This is a genomic window from Roseospira marina (assembly GCF_014197855.1).
In the GTDB taxonomy this organism is placed as follows: domain Bacteria; phylum Pseudomonadota; class Alphaproteobacteria; order Rhodospirillales; family Rhodospirillaceae; genus Rhodospira; species Rhodospira marina.
On record NZ_JACIGJ010000002.1, the window covers coordinates 233,822 to 255,315 of the forward strand.

The window sequence follows — 21,494 nt, forward strand, 5'->3', positions numbered from 1 at the left end:
CGGCCAAGGGCCAAGCCACGAGCCGTTATGGTTTCTTCGATAATGGGGAATGCGGCGCCCGTCGGCAACCGGTTGTAGTGGCGCGATGGGAGCACACTAGGGCCGACATGGTCTTTATGAGCGAAAGGCCCGGACCGTTCGCCCGGTTCGGGCTTTCATTTTGATTGAAGGACCGGGCACACCCGGCCGCGCCTCCGCGGCGGTGGCGCGACAGAACCCAGCGGCGCAGCCGCGATGCAACTCGGCGGCGCAGCCGCGACCGAACAAGGAGTGGATGGGCGTGACGACACGGCGGTGCCACAGCCTGCTGGACCGGACCCGGGCCAGACCGATCCCCTCGACGTCCGACAGCCGGCTGACCTCGCCCGGGGTTGCCCTGCTGGCGGCGCTGTCGCTGGCGGGCGCGCTCGCGGGTTGCGCGGGCGACCCACCGCCGGAAGCCGCCGGAGCCTATCCGGATATTTCCGAAAGCCCGAGCCAGCCGCCACCGGTGTCCTCCGCGCGGGAACGCGAAGAGGTCGCCGAGGGCCTGCGCGCCGACCGCCGCGAAACTCGCTACAGCAACGAAGGCGGCACCCGCCAGCGCTCCAGCGAGGTTCGCCCGCCCGAATTCAGCCCGCCGGCCGAGGCCCCCGCCGAGACCTCCCTGGCCCAGCGCATGGACGCTGGGGAACAGCCGCCCGAGGCCCCCGCACCCGCGCCCTCCCCCGCTCCGGCAGAGGCGGCCGCGCCGGCCGAGAGCGGTGTGGACCGCAGCACCCTGCCGCCGCCGCCCGGCGCGGGACGCGACCCGCTCGCCAGCGCCCCGCGCGCCCCGGCACAGGCTTTACTCCCGCCGGAGACCCCGCCCGGATCAGCCGGACCGCGCGAACTCCCGCCGCCTGCGGTCCCCTCGCCCTACGGCACCGGGGGCCCGATTGTCGTGGATTCGCGCGGCGTGACGACGACGGGGCCCGGCGGCACCGTGTCATCGCCCGGTCCCTACCCCGTGGCGGCATCCGTGACGCCCGGCACCCAGTCGCTCAGCACCTATGGGCCGATGGCGGGCGCCCGGTCCCAGCGCGTCGCCGTGATCTATTTCGCCGACGGCTCCTCCCGCCTGTCCAACGCGGACCGGCAGGTCCTCGGGCAGGTCGCCGCCCTGCAGCGCCAATATGGCGGCCTCCTGCGGGTGATCGGCCATGCCTCCAGCCGAACCGGCGCCACCAGCATCGCCCAGCACAAACTGGCGAACTTCAACGTCTCCTTGGCGCGCGCGAACAGCGTGGCGGAAGCCTTGATCGGGGCCGGTGTTCCCGGGCGATTCCTGTATGTCGGCGCAGCCTCCGACAGCCAGCCGGTCTATCTGGAGATCATGCCGACCGGCGAGGCCGGCAACCGCCGCACCGAAATCTACCTGGACTATTAAGGAGACCTCAGGCCTTCACGCCGGCCCCGGTCCGCTTCGGCGCATCCGGGTCCAGGGGCCAGCGCGGGCGGGGTCGGAAGTCGAGCGGATCGGTCAGACCGAGGCGCAGGCGCTCCAACCCGGCCCAGGCCACCATGGCGGCGTTGTCGGTGCACAGTCCCAGCGGTGGCGCGACGAACGCCCAACCGCGCACCGCGCACAGCGCGTTCAGCCGCGCCCGCAGCGTCTGGTTGGCCGCGACTCCACCCGCCACCACCAGAGTCGGCGCGGACCCTGCCGTGCCATCCTGGTCCATTCGGGTCATGGCCCGCCCGGTCCGTTCCTCCAGCACATCCGCCACCGCACCCTGGACTCCGGCCGCAAGGTCGGCGAGATCCCGCGCCGACAGGGGGCCCGGCGGCAGCGTGTCCAGAACCTGCCGCGTCGCCGTCTTCAGCCCGGAGAACGACACGTCGCACCCCGGCCGCCCCCGCATGGGGCGCGGCAGCGCGAACCGGTCGGGATCCCCCTCGGCCGCCGCGCGTTCCAGGGCGGGCCCCCCGGGATGGCCGAGTCCCATCATCTTCGCCGTCTTGTCGAAGCATTCCCCGGCCGCATCGTCGATCGTGGTGCCGAGGCGCCGATAGGCGCCGACCCCGCGCACCTCCAGGAACTGGCAGTGCCCGCCGGACACCAGCAGCAGCAGGTACGGAAACGACACGGCGTCGGTCAGGCGCGCGGTCAGGGCGTGCGCCTCCAGATGATTGACCGCGACGAACGGACGGCCGGACGCGAGTGCAAGCGCCTTCGCCGTCATCACGCCGACGATAACGCCGCCGATAAGGCCAGGCCCCCCGGTCGCCGCCACGGCATCAAGGTCCGTCAGACGGACTCCGGCCACACGTAAGGCCTCCGCGACGAGTCCGTCGAGGTGGTCAAGGTGGGCTCGCGCCGCAATTTCCGGCACCACACCCCCGTAGGGACGGTGCTCGTCATACTGCGAAAGCAATTTTTGCGCGAGAACGCGGCGGTCGCAATCTACTACGGCGGCAGCGGTTTCGTCGCAACTGGTCTCAAGGCCTAGAACGATCATGGGCGCCAGAAATAAGGCTTTTCACGACGAAGATCACCCCTTACAACGCCAGCCCATGAGCACGACACCACTTCTCAAGATCGGCACGCGCGGCAGCCCGCTCGCGCTGGCCCAAGCCCACGCGGCCCGCGATGCCCTGGCCGCCGCCCACCCCGAATTGGCGGTGGACGGCGCGATGAGCATTGAAATCATCAAGACCACCGGCGACTCCGTGCAGGACCGCCCGCTGTCGGAAATCGGCGGCAAGGGCCTGTTCACACGAGAGATCGACGACGCCCAGACCAGCGGCGCCATCGACATCGCGGTGCACAGCATGAAAGACGTCCCGACGGTGCTGGAGGACGGCCTCGTGCTGCCCTGCATCATGCCGCGCGAGGATGTGCGGGATGCGTTCATCTCGGTCAAATACAAGAGCTTCGCGGAGCTGCCTGAGGGCGCCGTCATCGGCTCGGCCTCGCTGCGTCGGGCATCCCAAATTCTGGGCCGCTATCCGCACCTTAAGGTCATCAACTTTCGGGGCAACCTCCAGACCCGCCTGCGCAAGCTGAACGAAGGCGTCGCGGACGCCACCATGCTGGCCATGGCCGGCCTGAACCGCATGGGCATGAGCGAGGTTGCGACTCAGCCCATGGCCCCCGACGAAATGCTGCCGGCCGTCGCGCAGGGCGCCGTCGGCATCACGTGCCGCGCCGACGACGACCGCGCGCGTGCCTGGATCGAGGCGCTGGATTGCCGGGACTCGCACCTGCGCGTTGCGGCCGAACGCGCCTTCCTGGCGGGACTCGACGGATCCTGCCGCACCCCGATCGCGGGTCTGGCGGAGTGGACCGCGCCGGGCATGATGCGGCTGCGTGGCCTGATCGTCCGCCCCGATGGCCGCAACCCGCTGGACACGGAGCGGAGCGGCCCGGTTGCCGATAGGGCGGCGGCCGAAGCCATGGGCGCCGACGCGGCGGCCGAGTTGGTCGAGCGGGCCGGAGATGCCTTGCCGGCCTACCGGGGCGAGGTGGTGCACGGCGGCGGCCTGTAGGCCCCGCTACACACCTCCTTTATACTACCCTTCGAATGCCCTGCCGGCCGGACGCGGGACCGGCAGGGTTTGATGGTTTCAGGATCCGACGTTTTTGATCGCCCGAGGGAGAGCACGAGCCACGATGCGCGCCTTGGTCAGCCGCCCCCGTGACGACGCGGAACGCATCGCGGCTCCCCTGCGGGCGCTGGGTGTGGACGTCGTCGCCGAACCCTTGCTGGTCATTGTCCCCGTTGCGGGCCCCAACATCGACCTGCGGGACGTGCAAGCCCTGCTGATGACCAGCGCCAATGGCGCTCGGGCCCTGGCCTCCGCCATCGAGGAACGGGACATCCCCGTGTTTGCGGTGGGCGAGCAGACGGCACGGGCCGCCCAGTCGTTGGGGTTCGCGCGAGTCGAAAGCGCCGGGGGCGACGTCAACACCCTGGCTGCGCTCGTCCGCCAGCGCCTGACGCCGACCGACGGACCGCTGGTTCATGCCGCCGGGTCGGTGCAGGCCGGTGATCTGGCCGGGGCACTCACCGCTGAAGGCTTCCAGGTGCGCATCGCGCGCCTGTATGACGCCCGCCCGACCGCCGCCCTGTCGCGCGAGACCCAGGCAAGCCTGCGGGCCGGTGCGATCGATGCCGCGTTCTTCTTTTCCCCGCGCACCGCGCGTACCTTTGTGGAACACGTGCGCAAGGCCGATCTGGTCGGGGCCATGACGTCCCTCACCGCCTACGCCCTGTCGCCTGCCGTGGCCCGCGAACTGGCCCCAATACTGTCGGGTCGCGTTCGTGTGGCCGACCAGCCCACGCAGGATGCCCTGCTGGACGTCTTCAAAGCTGATTTGAAGGAGGCCGCCCTGAAACAGCCCGAAAACGCCCAAAAGGGCACGCCGATCCCGGACTCCGGACCGGACCGGCCCGTGGACTCCTCCGCCCCGGACACGCCCGAGACACTCACGCCCGAGACGGACGGCCCGACGACGGGTGCGCCAAAGACCGAAGGTTCGGACTCGGCCGCGGAGGAGAGCCGCGAAACCGAAGGCGCCCACAGCACGACGGGCGACGATGCCCAGACGGGGCAGGTCACGGCGGAAGACACCCCGGCCGACGCGACGCCCGCCGAGACGCCCCCGGCGGACGACGATCCCCACGTTGATGACAAGGGCCTCGACGACGGCGACGGGGTGTATGCCGGGTCCGCAGGAAACGGAGAGAGCGTAAAACCCGATACCCTGGTGGCGAGTGCCCAGGAACAGGCCGATCATCACACAATGCGGTCGGTCGTGCGCTGGCTTGTGATTCTCATCGTTCTGGTGGCCATCGGCTTCGGCACCATGCCCTGGTGGCGTGACTCGGTCCCAGCGCCGCTGCAAGCGCTGCTGCCCGAGCTGCCGGCGTCGGCCGACTCCACGGCCGTGACCGACTTGCAGAGCCAGGTGGACGCCCTGTCTCAGGCGCTGGAGACCCTCCGCGGCTCCGTCGCCACGGCCATCGACACCGCCGAGCAGGCGCGTCAGGCCGCCGAGTCCGGATCGGGTGCCCCGGGCGTGGATCCGGCCGCCGTCAATGCGCTGCGGGACCGACTGACGGCCCTGGAAGACCGTCTCACCCAACAGGCGGCGACCGGCACGGGCGGGAACGAAGCCACCGCCGCAGTCACCGGCATGTCGTCGGAACGCCTGGATTCGCTGGCGGCGGACGCGGCCGCGCTACAGAACGATCTGGCGTCCCTGACCGACCGTCTCGACACCCTTGAGCAGGATATCGCTCCGCTCCTTGACGCCCAGGACAATGGACAGGCCCGGGCCGTTGGGCTTCTGCTGTCGGTCGGCCTGTTGCGCGAACGCATCAACGCCGGCGAGCCCTATGACGAGGCACTCGCGGCGGTCACGGCCGTCGGACCGGGTGAATCCGTGGCGTCGGATATGGACACCCTAAGCGCGCACGCCGAGACAGGCGTCCCTACGATCCCGGAACTGCGCCGGGCCTTTGACGATATTGTTGACCTTGCGGCTCGCCGGACCATCGTGCCCGAAGGCGACGGATGGTGGACGGATACGGTGTCGTCGCTGATGGACTCGGTGACGGTGCGCCGCAAGGACGAAGTTGTCGCGGGCGGCGGCCTTTCCGCCCTGTCCTCCGCCGAGGTTCTGCTGGCTGAGGACGACGTGACCGGGGCAGTCGAAGCCCTCTCTAATCTCGAGGGCGACGCCGCCAAGGTGGTCGCTGATTGGATGGCCGACGCCAAAGCGCGTGCGTCGGTAGATGCTGCCCTCGCCTCGCTGAACGCTGCCGCTCTGGCGCGGATTGGCGGGGGCCCGACGACGGAGTAACCCGATGTTCCAAATACTTATCCTCATCCTCTTGGGCGTCCTCCTGGTGTCGGGGGGCCTCTGGCTGTCCGCCAACCTCGGCGCCCTCAGCGTCGACTGGCTGGGCTGGCAGATCGAAACCAACATGGCCGTGGGTCTGGTCGCGTTGGTGTGCCTGTTCGTCCTGTTCCTGCTCGCGCTGCGTCTGGCGCGCGTGATCGCCGGCATGCTCGGCCTGCGTGGCGTCAAAACGCGCGGCAACCTGGAGCGGGCCACCGTCGCCATGGGCGAGGCCTATGCCGCCCTGCGCGCCGGCAACGGTGCCGAGGGTCAGGTCGAGGCCGCCCGCGCCCGCGCCGCGTTCCGCGACCGCGCGACCTGCCCGGGGTCCCTGATGGAAGCCGACGGCTTTGCCATGGCCGGCAACATCCCGGCGGCCCGCGAGCTGTACACGACGTTGCTCGGCAATCCGAAGACCGAGATCGGCGCCTTGCGCGGTCTGGTCGATCTGGCCGTCGCCAGCGGCGACGACGCCGAGATCAAGGAGTGGACCGAGCGCGCCCTGTTCAAGGCCGACAACCCGGTGTGGGCCGCTGGCCCGGCGCTGGATCTTGCCCGCCGCACCTACCATCCGGAGGGCGTGGAACAGCCGCTCCAGATCCTGGAGCGCGCCGGCGCCATCGACGCGACGGAAGCCCGCGAGGCGCGCGCCGAGGCGTTCCTGCAGCAGGCCGCCACGGCGAAGGCGGCCGGCAAGCGCTCGGAAGCGCAGGCCCTGTGCCGCAAGGCGCTGGACCTGACGCCCGACAACGCCAAGGCCGCCGACATGCTGGCCCGCATGCTGATGGCGGAAAGCAAAGACCGCAAGGCCGCCAACCTGGTCGAGGAGATCTGGCGCCGCAGCCCCGATCCGCTGCTGGCCCGCACGTGGCGGGACATGGCCGGCAAGGGCGAGCCCATGATCGTGGCGAACCGGATGCAAACGCTGGCCGGCTTCAATCCGGAGCACCCGGAAAGCCGCCTCGCCGCCGCCGAAGCCTCGATCGACGCCAAGCTGTGGGGGCAGGCCCGCGCCCAGCTCGAGCCGCTTACGGCCGGTACGCCGTGCGTCCGCACGTGCCTGCTGATGGCGCGGATCGAGGAAGGGGAATCCAAGGACACCGCCAAGGTGATGGAGTGGATGAACAAGGCCGTCGCGGCTGCCGGTGGTTTGGCCGGTGATACGACCGAGGACTCGGCGACCGCCAAGGCCGCCTGATCGCCGGACGCCTGATCGGCCGACGGGGGAACAACGCGCTCGGGTTCGGGGCTTGGGGAGGTTACGGCCTCCCCGACCCTGGACCCGGGCGCGTTCCGCTTTCATACTGAAGCCCTGCTGATCCCCGGGGCGGTCCGGTTGAGCCGGATCGCCCCGTTTTTTGTGCGCACACGGCACCCTAGAGCAAATCCCGAGCGATCTGGACCAGATCGCGACGACGATTTGCTTAACTATCAATACAATAGAGCCTTTTGCGTGATCCAGATATCACGCAAAAGGCTCTAGGTGAGCACGCCAAACATCCTTTCACGCCAGACGACGGGCCACGCCATGCTTCCCTTGCGCGACGACAACCCGACCAGCCGCACGCCCTATGTCACATGGGGGCTGATCGCCGTATGCGTCCTGGCGTCCCTGTACCAACTGACGCTCGACCCCCGACAGTCGCAAATGCTGATCATCGCCCTCGGCGCCATCCCCGTGGTGCTGACTGGGCAGGAGACGCTGCCCCCGGCGCTCGCCCTGGTGCCCGCGTACGTCACACCGCTGACGGCGATGTTCCTGCACGGTGACCTGCTCCACCTGGGGGGCAACATGCTGTACCTGTGGATCTTCGGCAATAACGTCGAGGACGCCATGGGATCCCTGCGCTTCCTCGCGTTCTATCTGATCGCGGGGTTCGCCGCGACGGCGCTTCATGTTCTCCAGGATGCCGACAGCATCGCCCCCATGGTCGGCGCCAGTGGGGCGATTTCGGGCGTGCTCGGGGCCTACCTGATCCTGTTCCCCTGGGCGCGCGTGTTCGTCTGGTTCGGGTTCGTGTTCGTCTTCTGGGTGCCGGCGATCTTCGTGCTGGGGCTGTGGTTCGGCCTCCAGGCCCTCAGTCTCTTGAGCGACCCCACCGGCGCGGAGTCCGGCGTGGCGTGGTGGGCGCATGTCGGCGGGTTCGTGGTCGGCCTGATCCTGACACCCCTGATGAAGCGGAAGGAGGTTCCGCTCTTCAGCCGGCGCCGAACCGTGCGCCGCATCTCGGTCGTGCCCCGCGTGGGCGAGCACGCCGCGCCACGCCGCCGTGGCCCCTGGGACGATCCGAAGGGTCCCTGGGGAGCGGGCCGCCCCTAAACGGAGAGATCGCGGCCGGGGCCCTATTCCGGCCGGATGCCCTCACCGGGCCCATCGTCCTCCGTATCGGACGGCGCAGGTTCGGCCGGCTCCGCAGGACGCCGGATGCGCGGCCCCAAGGTGTCCATCACAACCCGCGCATCATAGGCGTCGGCCGCCCCCTCCGGGGCCGGCCCCGGTCGCATCACGATCATCGCCGTCGCGGTGTAGCGCTGACCACGAGCCACCGGCGCACCATAGTACGGATCGTCCCAAAAGGGGTCCCAGGGAAGAAAGCCGTAGCCATACCCGACGTACGACCCCGAGTGTCGGCAACATCCGAACCCCGACCCAAACCCCATGTGGATCGACGACCGGGGCGCCGCGTAGCCGTATCGCGTGAACCGCTCCGTATCGTGTTCGGCGACCACGAAATGGTCGAACCCGCGATGCACCGTCACCTCGGCGGCCCGGTACAGCAGCGCCGTTTCGACGGCCTCGCGGGGCGTGCTGGCGTTCCCGGAGAATGTCACGCGCACACGGTCGGGCTCGATCTCCTGCCCGGTGTAGCCGCCCTCGCCGTCCTCGCCCGCCGCCTGATAGAGTGTGGGGCTCTGGGTCGCGCACCCCACCACGAACAGCAGAGCCCCGGCCACGACCGGGCGGCACAATCCAACAAACATGGCAGACGTGGAAGGCATGGGGGCGATCCTCCGTGTGCGCCGTGATCTCCCGGGCTCCGTCCGATCGACGGCGGCCGATCGACGGTCACCCTCCGCCGCAGCCGGGCACGGGTTTCGGCTGCGGCTGCTGCAGCGTGATGCAATGAATGTTGCCGCCACCGCGCGCGATGACGGCCCCTTCGGGCAGCATCACGACGTCGTGGTACGGGAACGCCTCGCGCACGGCATCGCGCGCGACACGGTCCGTCTCCAGACCGAAACCGGGCATGACGATGCCACCGTCGGCAATGTAAAAATTGACGTAGGAGCGCGAGAGCGGCCGGCCGTCGGGTCCCACCGTGGCGGGGACGTAGGGCACCGACAGAACTTCGATCTGTCGGCCCAGCGCGTCGGTCTGCGCCATGAGCGCGGCCATGTTCGCCGACAGGCGCGCGTGGTCCGGATGGTCGCAGTCGTGCGGCGGCTCCACCGCCATCACCACGCCCGGCCGGACGAAACAGGCCACGTTGTCCACATGGCCGTCGGTGTCGGTATCCTCAGCCAGCCCATAAGGCAGCCACAGCACCGTCTCGACCCGCAGCAACGCCTGGAGATGGCGTTCAATCGAGGCCCGATCCAAATGCGGATTCCGGTTGGGACTCAGGAGGCACTGTTCGGTGACGAGCAGCGTGCCCTCGCCATCCGAACACAGCGCCCCGCCCTCCATCACCAGGGGCGCGCGCACGGCCGTCGCCCCCACCCGCGCGGCGATCGCTCCGGCCAGCGCATCGTCTGCGGAAACATCCCCCGCCTTGCCGCCCCAACCGTCGAAGATCCAGTCCACGGCGAGGCTGGTGCCCTCGTCATCGACGACAAAGGTCGGACCGGAATCACGCGCCCACGAGTCCGTGATCGGATAGGCCCAGATGTCGATATCGCCCCCGCACCGGGCGGCGGCATCGGCCACGTCCTCCGGTCGGGCGACCATCGTCACGGGCTCGAAGCCCCGGATAGCCCGCGCCACCGCCGCATAGGCGTCACGGGCCGCGTCCAGATGCGCCCCCCACAGGTCGGGCTTGGCCGGCCAGCACATCCAGCAGCGCACGTGCCCTTCAAACTCGCCGGGACAACGGAAGCCCTCGGGGACCGGCGACGTAAGTTCTCGGGAGACGGGCTCGGCAGACGGGGAATCGGGAGACATGACGGGGCGGCTCGCGCGCATTTGACGATGCGACCGAGTGTACCACTCCACGCGCGGCGCGTCCCGCCACCGATGGGTCGGCCGAAGCCCGTGTTACGCCGCCGACACCGACGCCGCCGCCGTCAGCTTGTGGCCGCGTCCAACAAGATCGTCGTAGGCGTCGATCAGCGTCCGCGTCACATCACCGGGCGTAAAGTGTGCGTCCGCGATCTGGCCGACCGGCGTGATCTCGGCGGCCGTGCCGGTCAGGAACACCTCACGGGCCTGCGCGATGTCCTCGGGCATGATGGCTCGCTCCACCACCTCATAGCCGGCGTCCCGCGCGAGCCCGATCACCGTCTGACGGGTGATGCCATTGAGGAAGCAATCCGGAATCGGCGTATGAATCGCCCCGTCCGGCATGACGAAGAAGACGTTCGCCCCGGTCGCCTCCGCGACCTGCCCGCGCCAATCCAGCATCAGCGCATCATGATAGCCCTGGCGTTCTGCCTCATGCTTGGACAGGGTGCAGATCATGTACAGGCCAGCCGCCTTGGCATGCACCGGCGCGCACTGCGGGTCCGGGCGGCGCCACGGGGCGATCATCAGCTTGATGCCGGCCATACGAGCCTCGGGCGAGAAGTACGACGGCCACTCCCACGCCGCGATGGCGAGGTTGATGCGGTTGTGCTGGGCCGAAACCCCCATCATCTCCGACCCGCGCCAGGCGAGCGGCCGGACGTAACCGTCGGCGATCCCATTGGCTTTCAGGACCACATCATGGGCGGCATTGATTTCCTCAACGGAATAGGGGATCTCAAACCCCATCTGGCGTGCGGACTCGTGCAACCGCTCGGTATGTTCGGTAAGCTTGAAGACCGTGCCATTGTAGACCCGCTCACCTTCAAACACCGAGGAGGCGTAGTGCAGACCGTGGGTCAGCACGTGTACCTTGGCCTTGCGCCACTCGATCATCTCGCCGTTGAACCAGATTTGGCCGTCGCGATCATCGAAGGGAATGTTTGCCATGGTTTTTCGCCTCCTGGAGATGGAATATGTCCTCGAATGACTCTGATGGCGTAACATCCTTAAGGCAATATGTCAACAAAGCTGACGTATTTTGGGATAGCATGCCAGCCACACGCCGACCGCATGACCGCGCTCCGACCGGGATTCGCCACGCATGACCGACAAGAAAACTGGCGCCAATCCGCTCTTCCTGCGGGAGGAGGAATTGCGTCAGGCCATTGAGTTGCTGTTCTTCGCCTACCGTGACTTCACCTCGGAGGCGGACGCCATGCTCGCGCACCAAGGCTTCGGGCGCGCCCATCACCGCGTGATCTATTTCGTGGGCCGCCATCCGATGATCTCGGTCAGCGACCTGCTCTTGATCCTGAAGATCACCAAGCAAAGCCTGTCGCGCGTGCTCAGCCAGCTTGTGCGCGACGGCTACATCGTGCAGCAACAGGGTACCGAGGACCGGCGCCAACGGCTGTTGCGCCTGACGGACAAAGGGGTAGCCATCGAACGCGACCTGACCGAGGCCCAGCGTCAACGGATCGCGCGGGCCTACCGCGAAGCCGGCGCCGACGCCGTGGCAGGCTTCCGCGCCGTGTTGTTGGGCATCATGGAGCCGCCGGACCGGAGCCGATTCGATCGCGGACGCGAGACATGACCACGGCCGCCGGACACGACGAGGCGGGCGATCCCCTGTCGATCGCCGATACGCCGCACGTTCTGGTCGTGGATGACGACGAGCGCCTGCGCGCGCTGCTGACGCGCTACCTCAGCGACAACGGCTTCGTGGTGACGGCGGCCGGCGGCGCAGAGGAGGCGCGGGCACACCTGTCCGCCGTCACCTTCGATCTGCTGGTTGTGGACGTCATGATGCCCGGCGAGGACGGGGTTTCGCTGACCCGGGCGCTGCGCGAAACCAGCACCGTGCCCATTCTGATGCTCACCGCGATGGGCGATCCGGAGGCGCGGATCCGCGGCCTTGAGGCTGGCGCGGATGACTACCTCGGAAAGCCGTTCGAACCGCGCGAACTGCTGCTGCGGATTAATGGCATTCTGCGGCGCGTCGCCGACCGGACCACGCTCGGTCCCGAGCCGGAGGAGCCGCCCGCCGCGCCCCCCGTCCTTCGGTTCGGTGCGCTGGCGTTGGACCTGCGGCGCGAAGCCCTGAGCCGCGACGGCGAGCCTGTGCGGCTGACCACGACGGAGACACAGTTGCTGATGGTCCTGGCGCGGCAGGCCGGCGAGGTCATCGCCCGGGATGATCTGGCCGAGCAGACCGGCACAGCCGCCAACCCCCGCGGCATCGATGTGCAGGTGACCCGCCTGCGCCGCAAACTGGAGCCGGACCCGCGCGTGCCTCGCTACCTTCAGACCGTACGCGGACGCGGCTACCTGCTGCGTCCAGACTAGAGCTTTTTGCGCGACATCCGGATCACGAAAAATGCTCTAGCATATTGTTATTTAAGCAAATCGTCGGCGCGATCGGTTCCAGATCGCTCGGGATTTGCTCTAGGGAGACCGTCCCGCCCCCATGATTCGTATCCGCCCGTTCCGTGTGCTCAAGCGCCTCGCACCGCGCGACCTGATGGCGCGGTCCCTGCTCATCATCGTCATTCCGATGCTGCTGTTGCAGATCATCACGGCCTACGTCTTCTTCGACCGACACTGGGACATCGTCTCGCGCCGCCTGAACACAGCCGTGGCCTCTGAGATCGGGTTCATCGCCCGATTGATCCACACCTACCCGGGCGAGGACATGCAGGAGTGGGCGTTCAGTCTCGCCCGCATTTCGCAAGGTCTGGTGTTCACGCTGACCCCGGGCGGCCGCCTGCCCGAGATCCCACCGCAGAACAGCGACCCCATCGAACGGGCCCTGGCCCACCGTCTGGGCGACTACATCCCCTACCCCTTCGTCATCGACCCGCACCCGGGCGAAGGCAATCTCACTGTGCATTTGAGCATGGCCGAAGGCCTGTTGTCGGTCACCCTGTCCAAGGAGCGGCTGTTCACGGAATCGATCTTCCTGTTCGTGTTCTGGATGGCGAGTTCGTCCATGGTGCTGTTCGGGGTCGCGGCGATTTTCATGCGCAACCAAGTTCGGCCCATGCTGCGCCTGGCCCGGGCGGCCGACGCATTCGGCAAGGGACGGGAGGCACCGAACCTCAAGGTCGCCGGCGCAACCGAGGTCCGGCAGGCCGCGCGCGCCTTCATCGCCATGCGGGACCGCATCCGCCGCCAGATCGACCAGCGCACCGGCATGCTGGCCGGCGTATCCCACGACCTGCGCACGCCGCTGACGCGCATGAAGCTGCAACTCGCCCTGCTGGAAGGTACGGAGGGGGTCGAGGCACTGCGCGCCGACATCGCCGAGATGGAACGCATGATCGAGGCCTATCTCGACTTCGCGCGCGGCACCGGTACCGAGGTCGCCCGTACCACCGACCTGAACGCGCTGCTACAGGCCGTCGTCGCGCGCCACCGGCGGGCCGGCGCACGCATAGACCTGACCATTCCGCGTCCCCTGACCCTTCCCCTGAAGCCGCAAGCGTTCGAACGCTGCGTCGGCAACCTGATCGGCAACGCCGTGCGGCACGGCACGCGCGTGATGGTGTCCGCCGTGGCCCAGCGGGAGCATGCCGAGGTTCTGGTGGACGATGATGGTCCGGGCATTCCGCCGGATCAGCGCGAAACGATGTTCAAGGCGTTTCAGCGGCTGGAGCAATCCCGCAACCAGAAGACGGGCGGCATTGGGCTGGGGCTGACCATCGCACGCGACCTTGCGCGTGGAATGGGGGGAGAGATCGCCCTGCTCGACAGTCCATACGGCGGCCTTCGCGTCCGCCTGACGCTTCCACTCTGACGATGCATCCCGACGCATTCGGCCAGACGATCGCAACCGGTCAGGTCGTCGGTGCGCCAAGCGACGGACCGGTCCCCTTGGTCGCGGCGTAGATGCCGCGCTGCCCGGGAACGGGCTTGAAGTGATCCGAAATGCCGAGAACGGTTTCGGCGCCGCCCAGGTACAGCACGGCGTCGTCCGCCATGACTTGGGAAATGCTGTGCAACACCTTGCTTTTCGTCGGCTGATCGAAATAGATCAACACGTTCCGACAGAACACCACGTCGAATTGACCGAGAGCGCGGAGATCACCAAGGAGATTCCATTCCTTGAAGGTCACCATAGAAGCAATAGACGGATCAATAACCCAGTTTTCTTCTTTTTTCTTGAAGTATTTGACCAGCAGAGCCATCGGCATGCCGCGCTGGACCTCGAACTGGCTGTACGCCCCGTTCCGCGCCTTCTGGAGAATCTCGCTCGACAGGTCCGTTCCGACGATCTCAATCCGCCAGCCGGCCAGCTTCGCCCCTTCCTCCTTGAGGATCATCGCCAGGGAATACGGCTCCTGCCCCGAGGAACAGGCCGCCGACCAGATCCGGAAGGATTTCCGCGACGCCCGCGCCTTCAGCAGGTTCGGCAGCACGATGCTGCGGAACTGATCGAACGGTTTATTGTCGCGAAAGAAAAACGACTCATTGGTGGTCATCGCCTCGACCACCAGTTTTTCGACGGCGGCATCGCGCTTGCGCACCAAGGCCAGCAGGTCATCCAGCCCCTTTAACCCGCGTTTGCGGGCAAGCGGCATCAACCGGCTTTCCAGCAGGTACGCCTTGTCCCGGGTCAGGACCAACCCGGACCGCTCCTTCAGGAGCCTGGATACGTAGTCGAAGTCGTCCGGTTTCATGACATCAGCGCTTGCTTGCGATTTTTGAGATATACGGACCAATCTCCGTCACGGGCAGAACCGCGGTACACAGTCCCGCCTGCGCTATGGCGCCGGGCATGCCCCAGACCACGCTGGAGGCCTCATCTTGGGCAACGATGGTCCCGCCAGCCTCGACGATCATGGCGCCGCCCTTCGTTCCGTCCGACCCCATTCCAGTCAGTACCACGCCCAGCACCCGACGGCCATACACGCGCGCGACGCTGCGGAACATCGGATCCACGGCTGGGCGACAGAAATTCTCGGGCTTGTCCTGCGTCAGACGAACGATGCGCTGCGCACCGCGGGTGTCGACGATCATATGATAATCGCCGGGCGCCACATAGACCCGGCCGCCCTCGACCGGTTCGCCGTCCTTGGCCTCCCGTGCGTCCAGGCCCGAGGCCCGCGCAATGTGCCCGGCCAGGATGGTCGTAAACGTGGCCGGCATGTGCTGGGTCACCAGGATCGGCTGACGTATCCCCTGGGTCTTCATCCCGCCCAGAACGGTAAACAGCGCCTGCGGTCCGCCCGTCGAGCTGCCGATGGCGATCACATCGACCGCCTCCTGCACCCGGGGCGGCCGGCGCAGCACGATGGACGGGGCCGGGCGCAGAGCGGTCGCCGCCGCCTGAGCCGCCGCAGCGGGCGCATGTCCCATGCGGGGCGCGACCTCACGCGGCCGCGGGCGCGGCGCGGGAGCGGCCGGCGCACCACTCCGGCCCCGACTTTCACGCCGCCGGGCGGCGCCCAGGGCGCGTACCTTGGACAGGAGGTCCCGTTTGAAATCGCTCTCGCCGGTGATCTCCCGCGACGCCGCCGGCTTCGGCACATAATCGGCGGCCCCGGCCTCAAGCGCCTGCAGACTGATCTCCGCGTTTCGCAGGGTCAGCGTCGACGCCATAATGATCTTAAGGCGAGGATCGCGCGCCAGCAGCTTGGGTAACGCCGACAGGCCGTCCATGACCGGCATTTCGATGTCCAAGACGACGACCTCGACATCATACCGGTCCAGCGCCTGAATCGCCTGCTGCCCGTTTCCAACGGACGCCACCACGGTCATATCGGGATCGTCGGCCAACATGCGCGCCTCCAGCCCCCGCACCACGGCAGAGTCATCGACGATCATCACGCGCAGCGGATCCCCGCCGAACTCACCCGGCCCTCGCGAAGTTCTACCGAACGTCGATGCCACCAAAACCGGATCCTTCGCCCTGTCGATCGCGAACACACAAAATGCGTGCGCGCGTCGGATTTCCGCAATCCTTAGCCCCTTTTTCGCAAAACCGCCCCCCCGGCCCCCCCGGTGCCGCGCCGCTTTGCGCGCGAAGGGCGTTCCGCTAGTCGTCGATCAGGCCCACCTGGGAGAACTTCGCTTGGAGAATCTCGCTGTCGAACGGCTTCATGATGTACTCGTTCGCGCCGGCCTCGATCGCCTCCTGGATATGCTCGATATCGTTCTCGGTGGTGCAGAACACGACCACGGGCGCATCGCCGCCCGGGAGGGCCCGCAACTCACGGAGGAATTCGATCCCGCTCATGACGGGCATGTTCCAGTCGAGCAGCACGGCCGTCGGAAGCCGGTCTCGGCAAAGGTCAAGCGCGCCCTGCCCGTCCTCGGCCTCTTCGGTCTCAAAGTTCAGTTCCTGAAGGATCTTCTTGGCCACCATCCGGATGACCTTCGAATCGTCCACGATCAGGCATGATTTCATGACGAACCTTCGTTTGCCGAGCGCATCACTGGACCAGCGGGCCGAGCCCTTCCGAAGGAAGTATGAGAGCGATGGCCACACACAGGCAATCCGAACCCAAGCCGTCGGAGCATTCAACCCTCATCAAGGTTTAAAGGCCAATTCGCGCGACCCGTCAAGGACCGCGCACAAAGTCATCGCCCGAGAGGCAAACTTACCCTCTATGCGGGTGCGTCCCCTGGCGATTGGCCCCGCGTCACCCAGCCGCCGCCAGGGCGCCCTTGATGGCCTCGAGCGCCTCGGCCGCCTTGTCGGCATCCGGTCCGCCGGCCTGGGCCATGTCGGGACGACCGCCGCCGCCCTTGCCACCCACGGCTGCCGACCCGGCGCGCACCAGCGCGACCGCATCATGCGCGCCCTTCAGGTCATCGGTCACGCCAACCACCAGGGAGACCTTGCCTTCGCTGGTATTGATGAGGGCCACGACGCCCGAGCCGATCTGAGTCTTGATCTCGTCGGCCATGCCCTTCAGGTCCTTCGGCGGCACGTCCTGCAACAGACGCCCCGCGAAGGTGACTCCGGCCACGGTTTCGTGGCCCGGCGCGGCCCCGGCGCCGCCCGCGCCCCCGCTGCCAAGGGCCAGCTTCTTGCGGACGTCCGCCAGCTCTTTTTCAAGCCGCTTGCGATCCTCCAGCAGCGCCCCCACCCGTCCCGGCACGTCGACCGGGGCGGTGCGCAGGGCCTCCGCCGTCTGGGTCAGGAGACTGTCGCGCTCGTTCAGCCACGCCAGGGCGGCATCGCCCACGACGGCCTCGATGCGCCGAATGCCCGCGGACACGGCGCTTTCTCCGATAATCTTGAGCAGCCCGATATCGCCGGTACGTCCGACGTGGGTGCCGCCGCACAGTTCCACGGAGAACACCGGGCGGCCGCTGCCACTCTCCAGAGCCCCCATGGAGACCACCCGCACCTCGTCGCCGTACTTCTCGCCGAACAGCGCCATGGCGCCGGCCTCAATGGCGGCTTCTGGGTCCATCAGGCGCGTGGTCACCGCCTCGTTGGCGCGGATCTGGCCGTTCACGATGGCCTCGACGCGGGCCACCTCCTCGGCCGTCAACGGCTTGGGATGGCTGATGTCGAAGCGCAACCGGTCGGGCGCGACCAGCGAGCCCTTCTGCGTGACATGCTCGCCCAGCACGCGGCGCAGGGCCTCGTGCAACAGGTGGGTCGCTGAATGGTGCGCGCGCAGGGCCGAGCGGCGCGAGCCCTCCACGTCAAACCGGGCCTCATCCCCAACGCTGATGGGGCCGTCTTCGACCGTGCCGCGATGCACGGTCAGATCGCCCAGCTTCTTGTGAGTCTCGCGCACCCGCACGCGACCCTTCCCGGCCACCGTAATCGTGCCCGTGTCGCCCATCTGGCCGCCCGATTCGCCGTAGAACGGCGACTGGTTGGCGATCACCGCAACTTCGGTCCCAGGTGTCGCGGCCTCGACCGGGCTGCCGTCCACCACAATGGCGGTGATCTGGCCTTCCGCGCTTTCGGTCGCGTAGCCGAGGAAGTCGGTGCCGCCCAGACGGTCCCGCAACTCGAACCAGACCTTTTCAATCGCCGCGTCGCCGGAGCCGGACCAGGCCACACGCGCCTCGGCGCGCTGGCGCTCCATGGCGGCGTTGAACCCGGCCTCATCCACGGTCATGCCCTGGCCGCGTAGCGCGTCCTGGGTCAGATCAAGCGGAAAGCCGTAGGTGTCGTAGAGCTTGAACGCCACGTCGCCCGCCAGGATCCCGCCTTCGGGCAGGCGCGCGGTCTCGTCCGACAGCAGGCGCAAGCCCCGCTCCAGCATCTGGCGGAAGCGGCTTTCCTCCAGCTTCAGGGTCTCGGTGATGAGGGCCTGGGCGCGTTCCAGTTCCGTGAACGGCTGGCCCATCTCCTTCACCAGCGCCGGCACCAGCTTGTACATGATGGGATCGGTGACGCCCATCATGTGCGCGTGACGCATTGCGCGGCGCATGATCCGCCGCAGCACGTAGCCGCGTCCCTCTTTCGACGGCAGCACGCCGTCCGCAATCAGGAAGCCGCAGGCGCGAAGATGGTCCGCAATGACGCGGTGGCTGACCTGATGTGGGCCATCGGGATCGGTGCCGCAAACGGCCGCGACGGCCTCAATCAGATTGCGCATCAGGTCGATATCGTAGTTGTCGTGCTTGCCCTGAAGCACGGCGGCGATGCGTTCCAGGCCCATCCCGGTGTCGATGGAGGGCCGGGGCAAATCGACGCGCTGGTCCTTCGTGATCTGCTCGAACTGCATGAACACGAGGTTCCAGATCTCGATGAAGCGGTCGCCGTCTTCCTCCGGGCTGCCGGGCGGGCCGCCGGGGATATGATCACCGTGGTCGAAGAAGATTTCAGAACACGGGCCGCACGGGCCGGTCTCGCCCATGGACCAGAAATTGTCCGACGTCGGGATCCGGATGATGCGATCGTCCGGCACGCCCGCCACCTTCCGCCACAGGCCGGCGGCCTCCTCGTCGCTGGTGTGAACGGTCACCAGCAGCCGTTCGGCCGGCAGGCCGTATTCCTTGGTCACCAGCCGCCAGGCAAAATCGATGGCATCTTCCTTGAAATAGTCGCCGAAGGAGAAATTCCCCAGCATTTCAAAGAAGGTGTGGTGGCGCGCCGTGTGCCCCACATTGTCCAGATCGTTGTGCTTTCCACCGGCACGGACGCATTTCTGCGAGGTCACAGCCCGGTTGTATGGGCGCGTCTCGTTGCCCGTGAACACGTTCTTGAACTGGACCATCCCCGCATTGGTGAACATCAACGTCGGGTCGTTCAGCGGGACCAGCGGGCTGGAGGCAACGTGCTCGTGGCCCTCACGCTTGAAGAACTCGATGAAGGTCTGGCGGATCTGTTTGGTGGTCTGCATGGCCTATCAGGTTCCGTTCACCGTGCGGGAAAAGCCCCGGCGCGCGTCCGCGCTTTTAACGCGCGGAGCGCCCCAGAGTCCAGGTGAGGCGCCAGGACCGCGCCATGAGGCGTCGATCCGCGCCCCCCATCAGGCGTCCAGGTAGTCGCGGCACAGGACCTCGGCAATCTGAACGGTGTTCAGCGCCGCACCCTTGCGCAGGTTATCGGCCACGCACCAGAACGACAGGCCGTTCTCGGTGGTCGCGTCGTCCCGAATGCGCGAGACGTAGACGGGATCCTCGCCGGCGCATTCGGCCGGACTGACGTAGCCCTCGTCTTCCCGCATATCCACAACGGTCACGCCCTTGGCCTTGCGCAGGACGGCGCGGGCCGCCTCGGCGTCGATCGGCTTGTCGGTTTCAATGTTGACGTATTCGGCATGGCCGATGAACACCGGAACCCGGGCGCAATTGGCGTGGACCTTGATCTTCGGATCCAGAATCTTGCGCGTTTCCACGTTCATCTTCCATTCCTCCTTCGTCGCACCGTCGTCCATGAAGACGTCGATGTGCGGAATGGCGTTGAACGCAATCTGCTTGGTAAACTTTTCCTGGTGATCGCGCCAGGGCTGGTTCATGAAAATGCCGCGCGTCTGATTGAACAGTTCGTCCATCCCGGCCTTGCCGCTGCCCGACGTCGACTGATAGGTCGAGACGACCACGCGCTGGATGCCGAACGCCTCATGCAACGGCTTCAGAGCCACCACCATCTGGATGGTGGAGCAGTTCGGGTTGGCGATGATGCCCTTTTTGCGGAACCCGGCGATGGCCTCCGGGTTCACCTCCGGCACCACCAGCGGCACGTCGGGATCCATGCGGAACTGGGACGTGTTGTCGATCACCACGCAGCCCGCCTTCGCGGCGCGCGGGGAATGTTCCGCCGACACCTTGGCGCCGGGCGAGGACAGCGCGATATCGACCCCGGTGAAGTCGAAGGTCTCCAGGTTCTGGATCTTCAGCACCTGATCCTCGCCGTACGAGACCTCCTGCCCGGCCGAGCGCGAGGACGCCAGGGCGATGACCTCCTTGGCCGGAAATCCGCGCTCGGCCAGAATGGCGAGCATTTCCCGTCCCACATTGCCGCTGGCTCCGATGACCGCCACGCGATAGCCGTCGTTGCGATACGCCATGAGATATCCTGTCTCCTGAGTGAATGCGTGTGGTTCCGTCGAGACCGCGCCGGCCAAACAAAAGCGGGGCGAGCCCTGCCGGCTCACCCCGCTGAATGGACCCGCCCGACATCCGGACGGGATATCGGGCTAACGGTCGTTGGAGCGCGCCAGCTGATCGCTGTCCTCTCCGGTCTTAGTTCGCGCCTGCTCATCGGTCCAGTCCGCAAACGTCATCGGCGGCGTCCCTGCCTGCTGCACGCGCGGCCCGGCCTCGCGGTAAAAATAGTGATCCCCGACGCGCGTCGCAAACTCCAGCCGGCCGCTCCACCCCGGGTCCACGGCGCGATTGTGGTACCACAGGGCGCCGCCGGTCAGATCGCTGATGGCGTTGTTGCGCATCAACAGCGACTTGGCGAGCAGGACGGAGGCCCGCCAGGCGGCGGGGTCGGCGGGCGTGTCCGGGCGACCGTCGCAGTACCACGAGAACTGGCACAGGCGCGGGCTGCTGGAGCGGTTTTCCGTCACGACGTCGCAGATGCTGTTGGGGAAGCGGGGATCCCGGGTCCGGTTCAGGACCACCTGGGCGACCGCGACGCGCCCGCGGGTATCCTCGCCCCGCGCTTCCCAGTAGTCGTTGAGGGCGAGACAGACCAGTTCATCGCGCGAGACGACCATGTTGGTCCAGTCGATGCGGATATCCGGCGGCAGGCTGGCGCCAGGGGCCATCGCCTGGACCGGCATGCTCGGCCATCCGGCCACGGTGGCGATCAGGCACAGCCCGGCGACCACGCGCGGCAGCAGGCGAACAACGGATCGGACGACTTTGGGCGTCAACGTAGAACCTCGCGCTCTCTCTCTTGGGACACACGGGTCGGAATCCTGCGGCGGTCCCGATCCGATATGCCTGGGGCCCCTCGCCCCCGTCTCGCCGAAC

Annotated in this window: 18 protein-coding genes; 8 read left to right on the forward strand and 10 right to left on the reverse strand. The window is 67.4% G+C overall.

What is annotated here, in order from left to right; translation table 11 throughout:
• The first annotated feature begins 280 nt into the window (after nucleotides 1-280).
• Entirely contained in the window at nucleotides 281-1,408 is a 1,128-nt protein-coding gene (locus GGD82_RS21340) for an OmpA family protein (protein ID WP_170284141.1), read from the forward strand.
• Between the two features lie 7 nt (nucleotides 1,409-1,415).
• On the opposite strand, the gene tsaD is transcribed toward GGD82_RS21340, so the two are convergent.
• Nucleotides 1,416-2,480, reverse strand: a complete 1,065-nt coding sequence (gene tsaD / locus GGD82_RS03595) for a tRNA (adenosine(37)-N6)-threonylcarbamoyltransferase complex transferase subunit TsaD (RefSeq protein WP_150060980.1) — start codon at nucleotides 2,478-2,480, stop codon at nucleotides 1,416-1,418.
• 55 nt (nucleotides 2,481-2,535) lie between these two features.
• Here tsaD and hemC point away from each other — a divergent pair, with 55 nt between their 5' ends.
• The 4 genes from hemC (at nucleotide 2,536) to GGD82_RS03615 (ending at nucleotide 8,189) form a co-directional block, all read left to right on the forward strand.
• A complete protein-coding gene (gene hemC / locus GGD82_RS03600) occupies nucleotides 2,536-3,510 on the forward strand; it encodes a hydroxymethylbilane synthase (protein ID WP_150060979.1) in 975 nt (324 codons plus the stop codon).
• A 124-nt stretch (nucleotides 3,511-3,634) separates the two neighbouring features.
• Nucleotides 3,635-5,830, forward strand: coding sequence for a uroporphyrinogen-III synthase (locus tag GGD82_RS03605; RefSeq protein WP_150060978.1), 2,196 nt, complete (start codon nucleotides 3,635-3,637; stop codon nucleotides 5,828-5,830).
• Between the two features lie 4 nt (nucleotides 5,831-5,834).
• Nucleotides 5,835-7,067, forward strand: coding sequence for a heme biosynthesis HemY N-terminal domain-containing protein (locus GGD82_RS03610; RefSeq protein ID WP_150060977.1), 1,233 nt, complete (start codon nucleotides 5,835-5,837; stop codon nucleotides 7,065-7,067).
• Between the two features lie 330 nt (nucleotides 7,068-7,397).
• On the forward strand, nucleotides 7,398-8,189 hold the full coding sequence (locus GGD82_RS03615; protein WP_150060976.1) for a rhomboid family intramembrane serine protease: 792 nt from the start codon (nucleotides 7,398-7,400) through the stop codon (nucleotides 8,187-8,189).
• A 23-nt stretch (nucleotides 8,190-8,212) separates the two neighbouring features.
• On the opposite strand, the gene GGD82_RS03620 is transcribed toward GGD82_RS03615, so the two are convergent.
• From GGD82_RS03620 to GGD82_RS03630, 3 genes are all read right to left on the reverse strand, one after another.
• On the reverse strand, nucleotides 8,213-8,869 hold the full coding sequence (locus tag GGD82_RS03620) for a CC0125/CC1285 family lipoprotein (protein WP_150060975.1): 657 nt from the start codon (nucleotides 8,867-8,869) through the stop codon (nucleotides 8,213-8,215).
• A 67-nt stretch (nucleotides 8,870-8,936) separates the two neighbouring features.
• Complete coding sequence (locus tag GGD82_RS03625) at nucleotides 8,937-10,031, reverse strand: agmatine deiminase family protein (RefSeq protein ID WP_150060974.1); 1,095 nt, start codon at nucleotides 10,029-10,031, stop codon at nucleotides 8,937-8,939.
• A gap of 93 nt (nucleotides 10,032-10,124) precedes the next feature.
• A complete protein-coding gene (locus tag GGD82_RS03630; protein ID WP_150060973.1) occupies nucleotides 10,125-11,039 on the reverse strand; it encodes a branched-chain amino acid aminotransferase in 915 nt (304 codons plus the stop codon).
• Nucleotides 11,040-11,193: 154 nt separating this feature from the next.
• Here GGD82_RS03630 and GGD82_RS03635 point away from each other — a divergent pair, with 154 nt between their 5' ends.
• The 3 genes from GGD82_RS03635 to GGD82_RS03645 all read left to right on the forward strand — a co-directional run bounded on the left by GGD82_RS03635 (nucleotide 11,194) and on the right by GGD82_RS03645 (nucleotide 13,887).
• A complete protein-coding gene (locus tag GGD82_RS03635; RefSeq protein ID WP_150060972.1) occupies nucleotides 11,194-11,685 on the forward strand; it encodes a MarR family winged helix-turn-helix transcriptional regulator in 492 nt (163 codons plus the stop codon).
• Nucleotides 11,682-12,437, forward strand: a complete 756-nt coding sequence (locus tag GGD82_RS03640; protein WP_150060971.1) for a response regulator — start codon at nucleotides 11,682-11,684, stop codon at nucleotides 12,435-12,437. Before GGD82_RS03635 ends, GGD82_RS03640 begins: the two co-directional genes overlap by 4 nt.
• Nucleotides 12,438-12,558: 121 nt before the next feature.
• A complete protein-coding gene (locus GGD82_RS03645; RefSeq protein WP_150060970.1) occupies nucleotides 12,559-13,887 on the forward strand; it encodes an ATP-binding protein in 1,329 nt (442 codons plus the stop codon).
• Between the two features lie 40 nt (nucleotides 13,888-13,927).
• Here the strand turns inward: GGD82_RS03645 and GGD82_RS03650 are convergent, their stop codons facing one another.
• The 6 genes from GGD82_RS03650 to GGD82_RS03675 all read right to left on the reverse strand — a co-directional run bounded on the left by GGD82_RS03650 (nucleotide 13,928) and on the right by GGD82_RS03675 (nucleotide 21,394).
• On the reverse strand, nucleotides 13,928-14,770 hold the full coding sequence (locus tag GGD82_RS03650; protein ID WP_150060969.1) for a CheR family methyltransferase: 843 nt from the start codon (nucleotides 14,768-14,770) through the stop codon (nucleotides 13,928-13,930).
• A 4-nt stretch (nucleotides 14,771-14,774) separates the two neighbouring features.
• Nucleotides 14,775-15,917: a protein-glutamate methylesterase/protein-glutamine glutaminase gene (locus GGD82_RS03655; protein ID WP_150061169.1), complete on the reverse strand. Its 1,143-nt coding sequence runs from the start codon at nucleotides 15,915-15,917 to the stop codon at nucleotides 14,775-14,777.
• Nucleotides 15,918-16,128: 211 nt separating this feature from the next.
• Nucleotides 16,129-16,500 carry a response regulator gene (locus GGD82_RS03660; RefSeq protein ID WP_150060968.1) on the reverse strand — a complete coding sequence of 124 codons (372 nt, stop codon included), beginning with the start codon at nucleotides 16,498-16,500 and terminating at the stop codon, nucleotides 16,129-16,131.
• Between the two features lie 235 nt (nucleotides 16,501-16,735).
• Nucleotides 16,736-19,408, reverse strand: coding sequence for an alanine--tRNA ligase (gene alaS, locus GGD82_RS03665; protein ID WP_150060967.1), 2,673 nt, complete (start codon nucleotides 19,406-19,408; stop codon nucleotides 16,736-16,738).
• Between the two features lie 129 nt (nucleotides 19,409-19,537).
• Nucleotides 19,538-20,578: an aspartate-semialdehyde dehydrogenase gene (locus tag GGD82_RS03670; protein ID WP_150060966.1), complete on the reverse strand. Its 1,041-nt coding sequence runs from the start codon at nucleotides 20,576-20,578 to the stop codon at nucleotides 19,538-19,540.
• A gap of 129 nt (nucleotides 20,579-20,707) precedes the next feature.
• Complete coding sequence (locus GGD82_RS03675; RefSeq protein ID WP_246163697.1) at nucleotides 20,708-21,394, reverse strand: cell wall hydrolase; 687 nt, start codon at nucleotides 21,392-21,394, stop codon at nucleotides 20,708-20,710.
• Nucleotides 21,395-21,494: the final 100 nt, after the last annotated feature.